The organism is Planomonospora algeriensis (genome assembly GCF_977012225.1).
On record NZ_CDRNDK010000106.1, the window covers coordinates 1 to 16,110 of the forward strand.

Sequence of the window (16,110 nt, forward strand, 5' to 3'; positions counted from 1 at the left end):
TGTGGAGGTCCTCCGGAACGCGTCCGCGGGCCGGCCGGGCACGGTGGGCCCACGATAGACCGGGTCCGCCCACGGAGTAAACCATCACTTACCCCGCTTACCGGATGAGGAGTCCCAGCTCCATGGCCGTGGTGACGGCGGCGGTGCGGTCGGAGACGCCGAGCTTGCCGAAGACCCGCAGCAAGTGCGTCTTGACGGTGGTCTCGCTGATGAACAGCGCCCGGCCGATCTCGGCGTTGGTCAGCCCGCGCGCGACCAGGGAGAGCACCTCGGTCTCGCGCGGGGAGAGCGACTCGGCCGCGGGCGCCCGCATGCGCGAGACCAGCCGGGTCGCCACCGACGGCGAGAGCACCGTCTCCCCCCGGGAGGCCGAGACGACCGCGGCCAGCAGGTCGGCCCGGGAGGTGTCCTTGAGCAGGTAGCCGGCCGCCCCCGCCTCGACGGCGCGCACGATGTCCTGGTCCGTCTCGTAGGTGGTCAGCACGATCACCCGGCTCTCCGGCCGGTCCGCCAGGATGCGGGGGATCGCGCCGACCCCGTCGCCGCCGGGCATGCGCAGGTCCATCAGGATCACGTCCGGTGCGAGCTCGCGCGCCCGCACGACGGCCTCGTCCCCGGACGCCGCCTCGCCGACCACGGTGACCCGCGGATCGGACTCCAGCATCCCGCGCAACCCCTCCCGGACCACCGGGTGATCGTCGACGATCATCAGACGCAGCATGCGGTCACACTCCAGGTTCGGTGGGCACGGAGGCTTCGAGGGTCGTACCCGCTCCGGGCCGGCTGGTCAGGACGAGGATGCCCCCGGCCTGCTCCACGCGGGCACGCATCCCCCGCAGGCCGTACCCGGCGGCGGCGGCGGGGGGGGAACCCGCATCCGTCGTCGCGGACGGCCAGCCGGATCACCGCGGGCGTGTACTCGAGCATCACCCGGACGGCCCGCGCCGAGGCGTGCTTGCGGACGTTGGCCAGCGCCTCCTGCGCCACGCGGAGCAGCACGACCTCCACCGGGGTGGAGGCGGCCCTGGAGGCCCCGGTCCTGCCGAACACGGCGTCCACGCCGAGCTCCTCGCCGAACCTCGCGGTGATCCGGGCCAGCGCGTCCTCCAGCGTGGAGCCGTCCAGCGGGACCGGGCCGAGGGCGGCGATCAGCGAACGCGCCTCGGCCAGGTTCTCCCGGGCGGTCCGTACGGCCAGCTCGATCCGGTGCTCCTCCGGCTGCTGGAGCAGCATGATGATGCTGGTGAACCCCTGGGCCAGGGTGTCGTGGATCTCCCCGGCCAGCCGCTCCCGCTCGGCCAGCGCGCCGCGCTCGGCCGAGAGCCGGGCCACCTCGGCCCGCTGCGCCTCCAGCTCCCCGATGAGCCGGGCCCGCTCGTCGCTCTGCTGCATGATCCGCTCCATCCAGATCCCGAAGGCCGCGGAGAAGAAGACGACGATCACGGTGACGGTCAGGAAGTTGAACGTCTCCACCCCGTCGTCGTCGAAGGTGAGGAAACGCACCGCCGGAGCCAGGTTCAGCACCACCACGCAGCCGACCGCCTTCTTGGCGGGGAAGACCATGAAGCACTGCGGGCACAGGCCGAAGAGCGCGAACGTCGCCGTCGTGTCGGTGAGCGCGGCCGGCACGAACAGCGCGGTCATGAGGGCGAGGTACAGGGCGCCCCGGCGCCGGTCGTCGGCCAGGATCGCGGGCCGTCCGAGCAGGAGGTACAGCGGCACGATCACGATCAGCAGCCCGGAGGCGAGCATCCGCTGCCAGAGCGGGAGGACGCCCAGCGCGATCGCCCCCGCCGGGAACAGGACCGCCGCGACGAGCAGCACCTCCCAGCCGCGCAGCGACTCCCACGCGTGCGGCCCGTCCGCCGTCCCGGCGCCCAGGGCCTGCCCCAGCGACCCGGGCGCCCGTACCGGCGGGCGGTCACCGGCGGGGACCCCGCGCCGCACGGCTATCCGTCGCGGCGGCTCTTCCAGCGGAAGGTCGTCAGACACAGCAGGAGCCCTCCGATGACCCAGGCGCCCAGAATCAGGGCGACCCGGTCGAGTTCGTATGATTTCGCCAGTTCGAGTGTGGCACCCCCGTCGCCCAGGAACACCGACCGGAAGCCCTGGCACATCCACTTGAGCGGGAAGAACGAGGCGACCCGGGTCACCCACTCGGGGAGCTGGCTGATCGGGATGAACACCCCGGAGATGAACTGCAGGACCACGAACGGCATCACGATCACCGCGCTCGCGCTCTTGGCCGACCGGGGCAGGCTGCTGACCGCGATGCCGAGCAGCGACGACCCGAGCACGCCGAGCACGAACACCCAGGCGAAGGTCAGCCAGTCGGAGAACACCGAGGGCACCTCCAGCTCGAACAGCGCCACCCCGATGGCCAGCAGGATCGCCACCTGGACGGCGGAGACGAGCAGCGTGTTGAGCGCCTTGCCGATGAAGTAGGCGGCGGGCGGCATCGGCGTCCCGGCCAGCCGCTTCAGCGTGCCGTCGTCGCGGTCCCCCGCGATGCCGATACCGAGGTTCTGGAAGCCGGTCATGGCCGCCGAGCCGATCAGACCGGCCACGTACAGCTGGGAGACGTTCAGGCCGGTGCCCTCCAGTTCGGCCTTGAAGATCGATCCGAAGAGCACCAGCAGGACGATCGGGAAGGAGAAGGTGAAGATCACCGCATCCTTCTCCCGGAAGAACATCCGGGTCTCGAAGGCCGCCCGGGAGAGCCCCACCCTGATCACGGAGGGCGGTCCGGCGGGTACGGGCGCGGGTGCGGGTGCGGCGGAGGAGGGGGCGACGGTCTCGCTCATGGGAATCGGTTCTCCATCGTCTGCGTACGGGGGTTCGTACGGGGGATCGCCGACGCGTCCGGCGGGGGAGCCTGCGGGGTGCTCGCCCGGGGAGGAGCCGGAGGTCAGCCTCCGATCAGGCGGAGGTAGACCTCCTCCAGGGACGGCCGGGAGACGGTCAGCTCCGGGACCTCGCCGCCGAACCGCTCGCTCAGCTCCCGTACGGCCCGCGTGGGGGCGTCGGTCTCCAGCGATCCGCCCGCCCAGCGGACCGTGGCCTGGGCGGTGGCCCGGCCGCCCAGGGTCGCGGGCTCGCCCTCGGCCACGATCCGGCCCCCGGCGATCACCGCCACCCGGTCGGCGAGCGCCTCGGCTTCGTCCAGGTAGTGGGTGGTCAGCACGATCGTGGTGCCCCGGTGGGCCAGGCCCTGGATCAGCTCCCAGAACTGCCGCCGCGCCTCGGGGTCGAACCCGGTGGTCGGCTCGTCCAGGAAGAGCAGCTCGGGGCGGCCGATCACGCCGAGCGCCACGTCCACCCGGCGCCGCTGGCCGCCGGAGAGCTCCCGGACCCGCTTGCCGGCCTTCTCCGCCAGGCCGACCTGCTCGATCACCGCGTCGGGGTCCTCGGGGTCCGGGTAGTAGCCGGCGAAGTGCCGGACGGTCTCCCGCACCGTCGCCTCGGTCATGTCGTTGGCGGTCTGCAGCACCACCCCGACCCGGGAGCGCCACTCGCGGGTGGGCCGGCCCGGATCCGCCCCCAGGACGCTGACCTCGCCGGCGTCCCGCTCGCGGTAGCCCTCCAGGATCTCCACCGTGGTGGACTTCCCGGCCCCGTTGGGGCCGAGGATCGCGAACACCTCGCCCGCGTGGATGTCGAGGTCGATGCCCCCGACCGCCTGCACATCGCCGTACCGCTTGGCCAGGCCGCGCACTCGCACCGCTGTCGTCATGCGTCAAGCGTCGTCCGGACACGGCGCCGGCGGTACCGACGACCGGTGGAACCCCCTGTCCTCCGTTCGGAGGACACGGACTCCCGGCCGGAGCGCCGTACGGCTCCCGGAACCGGGCAGGCCACGGATGGGGAGCGCGCCGTACGGCGGAACCCGGGGGCCGGGCCGTACCGGCTAGAACAGCGTCGGGTTCTCCGGCTCGATGCCGCGCAGCGCGGCGTAGTCGAGGGTGACGCAGTCGATGCCGCGGTCGGCTGCCAGCACGCGGGCCTGCGGTTTGATCTCCTGGGCGGCGAAGACCCCCCGCACCGGCGCCAGCAGCGGGTCGCGGTTGAGCAGCTCCAGGTATCTGGTGAGCTGCTCCACGCCGTCGATCTCGCCCCGCCGCTTGATCTCCACGGCCACGGTGGCGCCGCTCGCGTCGCGGCAGAGGATGTCCACCGGGCCGATCGCCGTCATGTACTCCCGGCGGATCAGCGTGTAGCCCGCGCCCAGCGTGGTGATGTGCTCGGCCAGCAGCTCCTGCAGGTGCGCCTCGACTCCGTCCTTGATCAGACCGGGGTCGACGCCCAGCTCATGGCTGGAGTCGTGCAGGATCTCCTCCATCGTCAGGACGAGCTTCTCGCCGGTCTTGCCGTGGGTGACCGTCCAGGTGCCGTCCTCCTCGCGGAGCTTGCACGGCGGGTTCATCCAGTTGAGCGGCTTGAAGGCGCGGTCGTCGGCGTGGATCGACACGCTGCTGTCCGCCTTGATCAAGATCAACCGGGGCGCCATCGGGAGATGGGCCGTCAGCTTTCCCACGTAATCCACGCTGCAACGCGCGATGACCAGCCGCATGGGCCCCAACCCTACCCGCCGGACGGGGGCGGCCGCCCGGCGAAGCGGACGGTCGCCGGAAGCCCCGGCGGACCGGGGCTCCGCCGGAAGCCCCGGCCGCCCGGAGCCCTGCCGTACGGCCGCACGGGGAGGTCCCGGCCGGCCGGAGGCGCCGTACGGCCCACCGGAGTCCCGGCCGGGCCGTACGGCGCGCGTCCTCACGGGAGGCCGGTCAGCGCACCACCTCCGCGAGCTTGACCCGGGCGCCCGTGCGCAGGACCGCGCGCTCGTAGATCCGGGCGCCGACGGCGAGCATGCCCGCCGTCGCGACGAGCATCAGCGCCGCCGCCAGGCCGATCTCCCAGAGCGGCACCTCGCCGCCCGCCATGCGGACCGGCATGACCATGGAGGAGAACGGCGGGACGAGCGACATGACCCGGGCCAGCGTGGTGCCGGGGTCCATGGTGGCGAAGAAGGCCACGAAGTAGGAGACCATGACCAGCATCTGCAGCGGGGTCAGGACGCTGCTCACCTCCTCCTGCCGGGAGACCAGCGAGCTCAGCGCCGCCGCCATCACCGAGAAGAAGGCGTAACCGAGCAGGAACCAGAACAGGGTGCCCAGCACGATGCCGGCCATCCCCGGCGGCAGGTCGACGGTGAAGCCGGTCGCGGCGGCGGCGCCGAGGCCGACCACCATGATCACGATGAGGTTGGCCAGCGCGAGCACGCCCAGGCCGAGGACCTTGCCGCCGAGCAGCTGCCAGGGGCGGATGGAGGTCAGCAGGATCTCCACGATGCGGCTGCCCTTCTCCTCGACCACGCCCATGGCGACGAACATGGCCGACTGGAAGATCAGGAAGAACAGCACGAAGACCACGATGGTCGCGATGCCGGTGCGGGCGGCCGCGTAGCGGGTGTCGGCGCCGACGGAGACCTGCTCCAGGGGGGCGACCTGCATCGCCTGGCCGACCTTGGCCGGGTCGAGGCCCGCGTCGGTGAGCTGCTTCTGGGTCTGCGTGGTCCGGTGCGCGCTCTCCAGCAGCGCGCCGAGCTCCCGGTCGACCTCGCCGTCGGCGAGCACCCGGCGGTCGTCCACCACGGCCGCGTCCACGTCGCCGTCGAGGACCGCCTTGCGTGCGGCCGCCTCGTCGGCGAACGGCCTGGTGGTGATCTCCGTGTCCCCTGCCGCCGCGGTGAGCGCGGGCTGCAGCGCGGAGGAGCCGACGACGCCCACCGTGTAGGAGTCGGGTCCGTCGAAGACCTTGGGCAGGAAGGCGAACGCGCCGACCAGCACCGCGCTCACCACCAGCCCGGCGATGAACCCCTTCGTACGGCCGCGCGTGACGATCTCCCGCCACGCGACCAGCCACAGTCCGCTCATCGGTGCACCATCCTCAAGTCGTCGTGGTGGAGGCTTGACACAGGGCTACTCATGCGACGGCCTCACGGAAGATCTCGGTGAGCGAGGGCCGCTCCCAGCCGAAGTGCTCGACCCTGCCCGCCGCCGTGGCGGCCCGCAGGATCTCCTGGCCGTCGTCTTCCACGCCGGTGAAGAGCACCTCGTCGCCGTTCACGGTGGGGTCGCCGGGCAGGCCGGCCGTCCAGTCGGGGTCGGCCTCCCGGACGACCACCTTCAGCACGCCGCGACCCTCCCCGGCCCGCAGCTCGCCGACCGTGCCGCTGGCCACCATGCGCCCGGCGGAGATGATGCCGACCGCGTCGCACAGCCGCTCGACCAGGTCCAGCTGGTGGCTGGAGAACAGCACCGGGGCGCCGGCGCGGCGCCGCTCGACGAGCACCTCGGCGAGCGCGTCGACGGCGATGGGGTCGAGACCGGAGAAGGGCTCGTCCAGGACCAGCGCCTCGGGTTCGTGCACCAGTGCGACGGCGAGCTGGACCCGCTGCTGGTTGCCCAGGGAGAGCGCGCCCACCTCGTCGGCGGCCCGCTCGGTGAGCGAGAGCCGCTCGAGCAGGTCCGCGGTCGCCTTCCGGGCCGCGGCCGGAGCCAGGCCGTTGAGGCGGCCGAAGTACTCCACCTGCTCGGCGACCTTCATCTTCTGGTACAGCCCGCGCTCCTCGGGCATGTAGCCGAACCTGCGCCGGTCGGCGAAGGCCAGCGGCCCGCCGTTCCACCGCACCTGGCCGGAGTCGGCGGTCAGCACGCCCATGAGGATGCGCATCGTGGTGGTCTTGCCCGCGCCGTTGGCGCCCACGAAGCCGAACATCTCGCCCGGTTTCACGGAGAAGGACACGCCCGCCAGCGCGGTCTTGTCCCCGTAGCGTTTGTGCAGGTCGTCAATCTCGATCATGGGGGGATCCTTCCATCAGCCACTTCACCAGCTCAACGTAGTGGTGGGAGGCGGGGAGCCCTCACCCGGGTTTTGGGCCGGGCCGCACCTCTCTGGGAGACTGGAGGGCACGGGGCCGCCGAGCCCCGGCGGCGAGCGGTCCGCGGGCGTGATGGGGAGAGGGATGGCGAACACCTTTGAGACGGTCGGCGTGGTCGGCCTCGGCACGATGGGGGCGGGGATCGCCGAGGTGTTCGCCCGCGCCGGGATCGACGTCGTCGGCGTGGAGACCGACCCCGGGGCGCTGGAGCGCGGCCGGGGCCACCTGGAGGGCTCCACGGGCAGGGCGCTGTCGCGCGGCAGGCTGACCGAGGCCGAGCGGGCGGGGATCCTCGGCCGGGTGGCCTTCACCACCTCCCTGGAGGACCTGTCGGACTGCGACCTGGTCATCGAGGCCATCCCCGAGGTCATGGACTTCAAGCGGGCCCTCTTCACCGACCTCGACCGGGTCTGCAAGCCGTCCGCGGTGCTCGCCACCAACACCTCCTCGCTCTCCGTCACCGCGATCGCGGCCACCACCACCCGGCCCGGCCGGGTGGTCGGCATGCACTTCTTCAACCCGGCCCCGGTCATGCGGCTGGTCGAGGTGGTCCGCACCGTGACCACCGAGGACGGGCTGGCCGAGGAGGTGGCCGGGCTCGCACGCCGCCTCGGCAAGACCCCGGTGACCGTCGCCGACCGCGCCGGGTTCGTGGTGAACCGGCTCCTGCTGCCCTACCTCAACCACGCGGCCGTGCTGCTGGAGCACGGCCTGTCCACCCGCGACGACATCGACACCGCGATGCGGCTCGGGGCGGGCTTCCCGATGGGGCCCTTCGCCCTGCTCGACCTGATCGGGCTGGACACCTCGCACGAGATCTGCGAGGCGCTGTTCCGGGAGAGCCGCGAGCGCCGCCACGCCCCGGCCCCGGTCCTGCGCGAGCTCGTCACCGCAGGGCTGCTCGGCCGCAAGTCCGGGCGCGGCTTCCACGGTGAGGAACCGCCCGCGAACCCCTCCTCCGAGGAGAAGCCGTCGGCGAGCACCGTCGCGGTCGTCGGCGGCACGTCGGCGAACGGGACGGGCGCGGCGGACGGAGCCGCGGAGGCGTTCGCCGAGCGGCTCTCCGCGGCGGGCTTCAAGACCACCCCCGTCGAGGAGGCCGACCTGGTCGTCGCCGTCTCCCGCACCCCCGTGATCGAGCAGGCCGTACGGCTGCCGCACCCGGACCGCATGGTCGGCCTCAACCTGGTCGGCGACCAGGTCGCGGAGGTCGCCTCCACCGTGCTCACCTCCCCAGGCGCCGCGCAGGTGGCCCGGGGTCTGCTGTGCATCCTGGGGCGGACGCCCGTGTCCTGCCACGACCGGGCCGGGTTCGTGGTCGGGGCGCTGCTCCATCCCCACCTGAACGACGCCGTGCGGATGTACGAATCGGGCTACGCCTCGATGGAGGACATCGACACGGCGATGCGGCTGGGCTGCGGCTACCCGGAGGGGCCCTTCGAGATGCTCGACCGGCTGGGCCTGGAGACCGTCCGCGACGGCCTGCGCGCGCTCTACGCCGAGTACCGCGACTCCTCCTTCGCTCCCGCGCCGCTCCTCGACCAGCTCGTCACGGCCGGTGTGCGGAGCATCCGCGACCTGTCGTCGTGAGCCCGCGCAAGGCACGGAGGATGGACCCCTTCGACCGCGGCGGCAACCGCGGTTCCACCCGTCCCGTCGGGGGGTCCGTGCCCGGAGTCGGCCAGGTCGAGGAGTGGCCGGACGGCGACTGGCACGTGCGCCGGGTCACCGGCGCGGCGGCCGGCAAGGTCTACCGGTGCCCCGGGTGCGAGCAGGAGATCCGGTCGGGCCTGCCGCACCTGGTGAGCTGGCCCGCCTGGGCGGGCGGGGAGGACGAGCGCAGGCACTGGCACACCGCCTGCTGGCGGAACCGGACCAGGCGCGGCCCCGGCCGGAGCCGATACTGAGAGGATCGGCGGGCGCCGGACGCGTTCCGGGCCCACCGGCCGCGCAGCCCGGCGCCCGCCGGCCGTGACGAAGGAGAACGATGGAGATCCGGGCCTCTACGGTCCTGCCCGCGCGGCGCGAGCCGATCGAGCTGCACACCGGTGACGGGCTGACCCTCGTCGGCGAGCTGGCCCTCCCGCCGGAGCGCCCTCCGGTGGCCACGCTCATCTGCCTGCACCCGCTGCCCACGCACGGCGGCATGATGGACAGCCACCTCTACAAGAAGGCCGCCAACCGGCTGCCCGCCCTGGCGGACCTGGCGGTGCTGCGCTTCAACACCCGCGGCACCTCCTCCGAGCGGGGCGCCTCCGAGGGCGCCTTCGCCGACGGGGAGGGCGAGCGGTTCGACGTCGCCGCCGCACTGGAGTACGCCGAGTTCCACGACCTGCCCCGGCCGTGGCTGGTCGGCTGGTCCTTCGGCACCGAACTGGCGCTCAGGTGGGGGCACGACCCGGCGGTGCAGGGGGCGATCCTGCTCTCGCCGCCGCTGCACCGGGCCGCCGACGCCGACCTCGACGCGTGGGCGGCGTTCGGCCGGCCGCTCACCGCGCTGGTCCCGGAGCTCGACGACTACCTCCGGCCGGAGGAGGCGCGCCGGCGCTTCGCCCGGGTCCCGCAGGCCGAGGTCGTCGGTGTGGACGGCGCCAAGCACCTGTGGGTCGGCGAGCCGTACGTGCGGATCGTGCTCAACGAGATCGTCCGCCGGGTGAACCCCGCCGTCCACCCCCTGCCCACCGAGGTCGCCGGGGCGTAGGACCCGCTCACCCCCTGCCCGCCGAGGTCGCGGGGCACAGGGGCCGCTCGCTCCCTGCCGCCGAGGTCGCGGGGGCGCGGGACCCGCCCGTCCGGGAGCGCGCCGCGGCGGCCCTCGGCGGGTGGCCGCAGGCGGCCATCCGTGCGACCCGTCACGCGTCAGGGGGTGTCAGCGGGGCGGTCCCGGATTACGGTGGACGGCGTGCGCCTGTACACCCGGTCAGCGGGCGAGGGACTCCCGGTCGTCCTTCTCCACGCGTTCCCGATGTCATCGACGATGTGGCTGGCCCAGCGCGAGGGCCTCGCCGCCACCTGCAAGGTGATCACGCCGGATCTGCGCGGCTTCGGCGGCTCGCGGCTCGGCGACGACGAGCCCTCGCTCGACCTGATGGCCGACGACGTCGTGCGCCTCCTCGACGCGGAGGGGGTCGACCGCGCCGTCGTCGGCGGCCAGTCCATGGGCGGCTACGTCACCATGGCCCTGTGCCGCCGGCACCCCGACCGGCTCCTGGGGGTGGTCCTCGCCGACACCAAGGCGACCGCCGACTCCGAGGCGGCCAGGGCGAACCGGGAGCGCATCGCCGCCGCGGTCCTGGAGCGGGGCACCCCGGTCCTGGTGGACGAGGTGCTTCCGGGGCTGGTGGGGCCCACCACCCGGCAGCGCCGGGCGATGGTCTTCGGCCGGGTCCGCGGCCTGGTCCAGTCGGCCCCGCCCGCCGCCGTGGCCTGGGCCCAGCGGGCCATGGCCGCCCGCCCTGACTCCTTCGACGCCCTGCGCGGGCTCAAGGTGCCGGCGCTGGTGATCGTGGGGGAGGAGGACGAGCTCTCCCCGCGCTCCGACGCCGAGGCGATGGTGGAGGTGGTGCCGGACGGCCGCCTGACGGTGATCGAGAAGGCCGGCCATCTCAGCGCGATCGAGCAGCCCGAGGCCTTCAACCGCGCGGTGGCGGCCTTCCTGGCGGACCGGATCCGCTGAGCGGCCCGGTTCCGCGGGAGCCGTACGGGAGGCGGAGAACAGCAGGAGAGCCCGGCGACCGCGAAGGTCACCGGGCTCTCCCGTAGCCGTCGTCAATGCCCCGGAGCCGGGGGTGGTGCTACTCCTGCCACCACTCCGCGTCGTCCTCGGCCTTGGCGGGAGCGGGGACCGGCTTGTCGGCGCTGCCGTTGGACGAGGCGGCGATGGCCGGCTTGGCCGGGGCCGCGGTGACCGCGGGCTCCGGCTCGACGGCCGGGAGCGGCGCGCCGCCGAGCAGCTGGCGGAGCTGCGCCAGGTGGCTGGTGATGCTGTCGCGCTGACGGGTCAGCTCGTCGACCTGGCGCTGGGCGACCGAGCGGCTCCGCTCCGCCTCGGCCTTGGCCTCGGAGACGATCGACTCGGCGCTGGCCTTGGCCTCGGAGACGACCTGGTCGGCGTTCTTGCGGGCGTTGGCCAGCAGCTGCTTGGCGTGGGTGTCGGCCTCGCGGCGGGTCTGCTCGGCCTGCTGGGTGGCCTTGGTGGCGCGCTGCTCGGCGGTGGCCGCCCGCTGCTCGGCCTCGGCGACCAGCTTCTGGGTGGCGGCCTGCGCGGTGGCGTGGCGCTCGGCCTCCTGGCGCTCGGCCTCCTCGCGGCGGGCGGCGAGCTGGATCTCGAACTCGGCCTCGTCCTGGGCCCGCTTGGCCTCGGACTCCTCCAGGACCCGCTGGGCCTGGGCGCGCATCTCGTCGGCCTGGCGCTTGGCGGTGGTGAGGATCTCGTCGCGCTCGCGCTTGGTCGAGGCGCGCAGCTGGGCGACCTCGCGCTCGGTGGTGGTGCGCAGCTTGGCGATCTCGCGCTCGGCGTCGGCGCGCTTCTCGGCGACCTCGTGGTCGGCGGTGGCGCGCAGCTTGGCGACCTCGCGCTCGGTGGTGGAGGTCAGCTCGTCGGCCTCGCGGCGGGCGGTCGAGCGGATCTCCTCGGCCTCGCGCTCCGCGGTGCCGCGCATGTCGTCGGCCTCGCGGGTGGCCAGGGCGCGCTTCTCGGCCGCCTCGTTCTCGGCGGCGGCGCGCATGTCGGCGGCGTCCACCTTGGCCGCGGCCTTGATCTCGTTGGCCTCGGCGCGGGCGGCCTGGACGAGCTCCGTGGCCTGCTCCTCGGCGAGGCGGAGCAGCTGCTCGATCCGGGCGCCGAGCCCGGAGTAGGTCGGACGCTCCTGCTCCTGAAGCTGGCGCTGGGAGTCGGCCAGATCCCGCTGCAGGCCCTGGACCTGCTCCCGGGCCTGGCGCAACTCCCCGTCGATCTGCTTCAGGTGGTCGTGGACCTGGTGCCGGTCATAGCCACGGAGCACCACGTCGAATTCCCGAGCGGGGGCGTCTTCAAAGAAGTTGTTGAGCTGGGCGTCGATGTCGGACTGCATGGAGGCTCGATCCTGGGTTGTCGAGACGGCTACACGGGCCGGACGGGGGGTTTCGGACATCCGAGGCGGGAGCCGGGGCGGGATCCACGTCCGGTGGTACGCCAGCGTACTCCGCCGCTGCCGCGTTGGCCTCCTCCTCCGACTATCTGCGCGACTTGTTACGTACGAGGCTTTCTTGTGTTCCGCGTGGTCAAGGTCGACGCGGCGGGAGCCGCCGCGTCGCGGTCAAGACGGCCGAGGCGGCCGAGGCGGCCGAGGCGGTCAAAGCGGCGACCGCGGCGCGATCAGGGCCGCCGCGGCGGGGCCTGGACGAGCTCGGTGAGCATCCCGCCCACGTCCTTGGGGTGGAGGAAGGCGATCGAGGAGCCCATGGAGCCGTGGCGCGGCTTCTCGTCCAGCAGGCGGACCCCCCGGCCGCCGATCTCGCCCAGGGCCGCCTCGACGTCCGGCACGCCGAACGCGACGTGGTGCACCCCCTCTCCGCGCTTGGCCAGGAACCTGCCCACGGGGGTGTCGGGGCCGAGTGGTTCGAGAAGCTGGATGTAGGAGCCGCCGCCCTCGCCGTCGGCGATGTGCAGCATCGCCTCCTTGACCCCCTGCTCCTCGTTGACCTCCCTGGCCACCACCGTGAGCTCGAAGGTCCGCTCGAAGAAAGCGATCTTCTCCTCCAGGTCGTGGCAGGCGATTCCCACATGATCGATGCGCATGAACATAGGACCGTCCTCCATGGCGGGTGTCCGGGTACTCATAGGTATCGTGGCAAACGCGTCACGTCCTCCGCGAGGGCGCGCCGGTGATCGGGACCGAGGAGCGGAAATCTCCGAGGGCCGAGGGCAGGGATCCGGCCGCCCCGTCCGAGCCGTGACGCGCAGCGCCGCCATCGACACAGGGAGGCCCCTCCTATGCCTGGTTCCGTCATCGTCGCCGGAGCTCGTACCCCCATCGGCCGCCTTCTCGGCTCACTGTCCGGCCTGACGGCCGCGGAGCTCGGAGGCATTGCGATCAAGGCCGCGCTGGAGCGCTCCGGGGTCGCCCCCGAGGCCGTGCAGTACGTGATCATGGGTCAGGTGCTCCAGGCCGGGGCGGGACAGATCCCCTCCCGGCAGGCGGCCGTGAAGGCAGGGATCCCGATGTCCGTGCCGTCGCTGACGATCAACAAGGTCTGCCTGTCCGGGATGGACGCCATCGCCCTGGCCGACCAGCTCATCCGGGCCGGCGAGTTCGACGTCGTGGTCGCCGGCGGCATGGAGTCCATGTCGAACGCCCCGCACCTGCTGCCCGGCCTGCGCCGGGGAGTGAAGTACGGCGACGCCGGCGTCGTGGACTCGATGGCGCACGACGGCCTGACCGACGCCTACGACCAGGTGTCCATGGGCGAGTCCACCGAGCGGCACAACGCCCGGCTGGGCCTGACCCGAGAGGAGCAGGACGCCTTCTCCGCCCGCTCCCACCAGCTCGCCGCCGCCGCGATCAAGAACGGCGCGTTCGACGACGAGATCGTCCCGGTCTCCATCCCGCAGCGCAAGGGCGACCCGGTGGTCTTCTCCGCCGACGAGGGCGTGCGCGGCGACACCACCGCCGAGACCCTGAGCCGGCTGCGCCCCGCCTTCAGCAAGGACGGCACGATCACCGCGGGCTCCGCCTCGCAGATCTCCGACGGCGCCTGCGCCGTGGTCGTGATGTCGAAGGCCAAGGCCGAGGAGCTGGGCCTTGAGTGGCTGGCGGAGATCGGCGCCCACGGCAACGTGGCCGGGCCGGACAACTCGCTGCAGTCGCAGCCGGCCAACGCGATCAGGCACGCCCTCGGCAAGCAGGGGCTCTCGGTGGACGACCTCGACCTGCTGGAGATCAACGAGGCCTTCGCCCAGGTCGTCCTGCAGTCCGCCAAGGAGCTCGGCGTCCCCCTCGACAAGGTCAACGTCAACGGCGGCGGCATCGCCCTCGGCCACCCGATCGGGCCTCCGGCGCCCGCATCGTCCTGGCCCTGGCCCACGAGCTCCGGCGCCGGGGCGGCGGACTCGGCGCGGCGGGCCTGTGCGGTGGCGGCGGCCAGGGCGACGCCCTGATCATCCGCGTCCCCTCGGCCTGAGGGCCGGGATGGGAGACCGGACGGCCGCTCCGGCCGGGTCCGGAGACCACGGCCGGGCGGCCGGACCGGTGGCGTCAGGGCACCACGACCGACGGGACGGAGGCGGCATGGATCTGGACGTCCTGGTCGAGGGCGTCCGCCAGGGACGGCCCCGGGCGGTGGCCCGGCTGATCACCCTGGTGGAGAACGGCTCGCCGCTGCTGCGGGAGATCTCGGCCGAGCTCGTGCGGCTCTGCGCCGACCGGCCGGAGCGGGCCCGGATCATCGGGCTCACGGGCTCGCCCGGCGTGGGCAAGTCCACCTCCACCGCGATGCTGGTCCGGACGTTCCGCGAACGCGGCCGGAAGGTCGGCGTGCTGGCGGTCGACCCGTCCTCGCCGTTCACCGGCGGGGCGCTGCTGGGCGACCGGGTGCGGATGCAGGACCACGCCACCGACTCCGGCGTGTTCATCCGGTCCATGGCCAGCCGCGGCCACCTGGGCGGCCTGTCCTGGGCCGCGCCGCAGGCGCTGCGCGTGCTGGAGGCCGCCGGGTGCGAGGTCATCCTCGTCGAGACGGTCGGGGTCGGCCAGGCCGAGGTGGACATCGCCTCCCTGGCCGACAGCACCATCGTGCTGCTCGCGCCGGGCATGGGCGACGGGGTCCAGGCCGCCAAGGCGGGCATCCTGGAGATCGCGGACGTGTTCGTGGTCAACAAGGCCGACCGCGACGGCACCCAGGCGACGATCCGCGAGCTGCGCAACATGCTCGCCCTGGTCGAGAGGGCCTGGCGGCCGCCGATCGTGCCGACGGTGGCCTACCGCGGAGAGGGTGGCGGGGACGTGGCCGACGCGCTGGACGCGCACCTGGCGCACCTGGAGGAGTCAGGGGAGCTGGAGCGCCGCCGCCGGGCCAGGGCGCGGGACGAGATCGAGGCGGTCGCCCTGGCCGGGCTCCGTTCGCGCTTCGCCCACCTGCACGGGGACCGGCGCCTGGACGCGCTCGCCGCGCGCGTCCTGGACGCCGAGCTCGACCCCTACACGGCGGCGGACGAACTGCTCGCCTCACTCGGCTGACGGGGTCCCGCCGGCGACCGCCGGCGGGACCCTGCGGCCTGGAGCGGACGCGCCCGGAGCAGGCGGCCCGGAGCGGACGCCCGGAGCAGGTGGGTCAGGGTTCGTCGGTGAACTTCACCGTGACCTTCGTGAAGCCGAGGCCGCCCAGCATGCCCTGCAGCATCGCCTTGGTGTTCTGGTCGGCGCGGTTGCGCAGGTCGCTGGCGAGGGCCGCCTCGGCGATCTTCTTCTCGGCCAGCACGTAGAGCTCCTGCTGGTCGGCCGGGGAGGAGGACAGGAAGTCCCCGACCCGGTCGAACAGGCCGCGCTGCTGGTCGTAGACGTAGGAGCGCCGGTTGTCGAGGTTGGGTTTCTCCAACTGGGCGCGCGGGAGCCGTACGGTGACCTCGGTGCGGTCGGGGGAGACGGTCAGCGCGTCCTTGGCCAGGCCGCCGAAGTCCACGTAGGCGTCGACGCCGCCCGCGCCGACGAAGAGGGTCCGGGTGCCCTTGATGGCGTCCGGCAGGAAGTCGGCGTCCTTCTCCAGGTCCACGATGACCTGGAAGTTGCCGGTGGCGGCCTCGAAGCGGCTGAGATCGTGGATGGACTGCAGCAGGGCGGGCTGGCTGCGGTCGACCGTGGTCTCGCCGAAGGGGTCCAGCCACGACCAGGCGACCCTGGCCCCCACCGCCAGGAGGACCACGGCGACGAGGAACCCGGCCAGGAAGCGCCAGCGGCGCCGGCGCGGCGCCGGGGGGGCGGCCTCGGGGGGTGCTTCCGGGGGAGCGTTCACAGCCGTGTCCTTCCCTCGGGGGCCGCTTTCTCACCTGGACCCTACGCGGATCCCGTCACCGCCGCGGAAGGCGCCCGGACGTCACGTCCTGCAGGCGCCGCCGGAGCACGTCGTGGATGCTCCCGAGCGACGCGCCGGGCGACGCGCCGGGCGCGGCCGGCGCGCTCGCCGCCGCCGGGACCGTC

Annotated in this window: 15 protein-coding genes and 1 pseudogene; 6 read left to right on the forward strand and 10 right to left on the reverse strand. The window is 73.3% G+C overall.

Annotated features, from left to right (window positions below; translation table 11 throughout):
* Positions 1–97: 97 nt before the first annotated feature.
* The 7 genes from ACWJ6R_RS13825 to ACWJ6R_RS13855 form a co-directional block, all read right to left on the reverse strand.
* Entirely contained in the window at positions 98–721 is a 624-nt protein-coding gene (locus ACWJ6R_RS13825; RefSeq protein WP_449062604.1) for a response regulator, read from the reverse strand.
* Entirely contained in the window at positions 709–1,947 is a 1,239-nt protein-coding gene (locus ACWJ6R_RS13830; RefSeq protein WP_449062605.1) for a sensor histidine kinase, read from the reverse strand. Before ACWJ6R_RS13830 ends, ACWJ6R_RS13825 begins: the two co-directional genes overlap by 13 nt.
* A 2-nt stretch (positions 1,948–1,949) precedes the next feature.
* The gene (locus ACWJ6R_RS13835; RefSeq protein WP_449062606.1) at positions 1,950–2,804 is read right to left on the reverse strand and encodes an ABC transporter permease; all 855 of its coding nucleotides are present in this window, start codon (positions 2,802–2,804) and stop codon (positions 1,950–1,952) included.
* Positions 2,805–2,908: 104 nt separating this feature from the next.
* Positions 2,909–3,733: an ABC transporter ATP-binding protein gene (locus tag ACWJ6R_RS13840; RefSeq protein WP_449062607.1), complete on the reverse strand. Its 825-nt coding sequence runs from the start codon at positions 3,731–3,733 to the stop codon at positions 2,909–2,911.
* Between the two features lie 174 nt (positions 3,734–3,907).
* Complete coding sequence (gene nucS, locus ACWJ6R_RS13845; protein WP_189238322.1) at positions 3,908–4,570, reverse strand: endonuclease NucS; 663 nt, start codon at positions 4,568–4,570, stop codon at positions 3,908–3,910.
* 211 nt (positions 4,571–4,781) lie between these two features.
* On the reverse strand, positions 4,782–5,930 hold the full coding sequence (locus ACWJ6R_RS13850) for an ABC transporter permease (RefSeq protein ID WP_449062608.1): 1,149 nt from the start codon (positions 5,928–5,930) through the stop codon (positions 4,782–4,784).
* 49 nt (positions 5,931–5,979) lie between these two features.
* Positions 5,980–6,858 carry an ABC transporter ATP-binding protein gene (locus ACWJ6R_RS13855; protein ID WP_449062609.1) on the reverse strand — a complete coding sequence of 293 codons (879 nt, stop codon included), beginning with the start codon at positions 6,856–6,858 and terminating at the stop codon, positions 5,980–5,982.
* A gap of 163 nt (positions 6,859–7,021) precedes the next feature.
* On the opposite strand from ACWJ6R_RS13855, the gene ACWJ6R_RS13860 reads away from it, so the two are divergent.
* From ACWJ6R_RS13860 to ACWJ6R_RS13875, 4 genes are all read left to right on the forward strand, one after another.
* Positions 7,022–8,527, forward strand: a complete 1,506-nt coding sequence (locus ACWJ6R_RS13860) for a 3-hydroxybutyryl-CoA dehydrogenase (RefSeq protein ID WP_449062610.1) — start codon at positions 7,022–7,024, stop codon at positions 8,525–8,527.
* A 20-nt stretch (positions 8,528–8,547) separates the two neighbouring features.
* Complete coding sequence (locus tag ACWJ6R_RS13865) at positions 8,548–8,844, forward strand: ATP/GTP-binding protein (RefSeq protein ID WP_449062611.1); 297 nt, start codon at positions 8,548–8,550, stop codon at positions 8,842–8,844.
* A gap of 80 nt (positions 8,845–8,924) precedes the next feature.
* Positions 8,925–9,638, forward strand: a complete 714-nt coding sequence (locus ACWJ6R_RS13870; RefSeq protein WP_449062612.1) for an alpha/beta hydrolase — start codon at positions 8,925–8,927, stop codon at positions 9,636–9,638.
* 201 nt (positions 9,639–9,839) lie between these two features.
* Positions 9,840–10,613 (forward strand): alpha/beta fold hydrolase, encoded by a 774-nt coding sequence (locus ACWJ6R_RS13875; protein ID WP_449062613.1) that lies wholly within the window; start codon positions 9,840–9,842, stop codon positions 10,611–10,613.
* A 118-nt stretch (positions 10,614–10,731) separates the two neighbouring features.
* Here the strand turns inward: ACWJ6R_RS13875 and ACWJ6R_RS13880 are convergent, their stop codons facing one another.
* Together ACWJ6R_RS13880 and mce are read right to left on the reverse strand one after the other, a co-directional pair.
* Positions 10,732–12,009, reverse strand: a complete 1,278-nt coding sequence (locus ACWJ6R_RS13880; protein ID WP_449062614.1) for a DivIVA domain-containing protein — start codon at positions 12,007–12,009, stop codon at positions 10,732–10,734.
* 284 nt (positions 12,010–12,293) lie between these two features.
* Positions 12,294–12,722 carry a methylmalonyl-CoA epimerase gene (mce, locus tag ACWJ6R_RS13885; RefSeq protein ID WP_189238314.1) on the reverse strand — a complete coding sequence of 143 codons (429 nt, stop codon included), beginning with the start codon at positions 12,720–12,722 and terminating at the stop codon, positions 12,294–12,296.
* A 189-nt stretch (positions 12,723–12,911) separates the two neighbouring features.
* On the opposite strand from mce, the pseudogene ACWJ6R_RS13890 reads away from it, so the two are divergent.
* A pseudogene (locus tag ACWJ6R_RS13890) lies at positions 12,912–14,098 on the forward strand (acetyl-CoA C-acetyltransferase).
* A 107-nt stretch (positions 14,099–14,205) separates the two neighbouring features.
* Positions 14,206–15,153: a methylmalonyl Co-A mutase-associated GTPase MeaB gene (gene meaB / locus ACWJ6R_RS13895; protein ID WP_449062615.1), complete on the forward strand. Its 948-nt coding sequence runs from the start codon at positions 14,206–14,208 to the stop codon at positions 15,151–15,153.
* A 94-nt stretch (positions 15,154–15,247) separates the two neighbouring features.
* Here the strand turns inward: meaB and ACWJ6R_RS13900 are convergent, their stop codons facing one another.
* A complete protein-coding gene (locus ACWJ6R_RS13900; protein ID WP_449062616.1) occupies positions 15,248–15,925 on the reverse strand; it encodes a DUF4230 domain-containing protein in 678 nt (225 codons plus the stop codon).
* Positions 15,926–16,110 lie beyond the last annotated feature (185 nt).

Excerpts from the sequence above, each read along its gene's own strand:
- ACWJ6R_RS13825 (WP_449062604.1), bottom strand. The coding sequence starts at position 721 with ATGCTGCGTCTGATGATCGTCGACGATCACCCGGTGGTCCGGGAGGGG.
- ACWJ6R_RS13835 (WP_449062606.1), bottom strand. The coding sequence starts at position 2,804 with ATGAGCGAGACCGTCGCCCCCTCCTCCGCCGCACCCGCACCCGCGCCC.
- nucS (WP_189238322.1), bottom strand. The coding sequence starts at position 4,570 with ATGCGGCTGGTCATCGCGCGTTGCAGCGTGGATTACGTGGGAAAGCTG.
- ACWJ6R_RS13870 (WP_449062612.1), top strand. The coding sequence starts at position 8,925 with ATGGAGATCCGGGCCTCTACGGTCCTGCCCGCGCGGCGCGAGCCGATC.
- ACWJ6R_RS13855 (WP_449062609.1), bottom strand. The coding sequence starts at position 6,858 with ATGATCGAGATTGACGACCTGCACAAACGCTACGGGGACAAGACCGCG.
- ACWJ6R_RS13840 (WP_449062607.1), bottom strand. The coding sequence starts at position 3,733 with ATGACGACAGCGGTGCGAGTGCGCGGCCTGGCCAAGCGGTACGGCGAT.
- ACWJ6R_RS13865 (WP_449062611.1), top strand. The coding sequence starts at position 8,548 with ATGGACCCCTTCGACCGCGGCGGCAACCGCGGTTCCACCCGTCCCGTC.
- ACWJ6R_RS13850 (WP_449062608.1), bottom strand. The coding sequence starts at position 5,930 with ATGAGCGGACTGTGGCTGGTCGCGTGGCGGGAGATCGTCACGCGCGGC.
- ACWJ6R_RS13880 (WP_449062614.1), bottom strand. The coding sequence starts at position 12,009 with ATGCAGTCCGACATCGACGCCCAGCTCAACAACTTCTTTGAAGACGCC.
- ACWJ6R_RS13860 (WP_449062610.1), top strand. The coding sequence starts at position 7,022 with ATGGCGAACACCTTTGAGACGGTCGGCGTGGTCGGCCTCGGCACGATG.
- mce (WP_189238314.1), bottom strand. The coding sequence starts at position 12,722 with ATGTTCATGCGCATCGATCATGTGGGAATCGCCTGCCACGACCTGGAG.
- meaB (WP_449062615.1), top strand. The coding sequence starts at position 14,206 with ATGGATCTGGACGTCCTGGTCGAGGGCGTCCGCCAGGGACGGCCCCGG.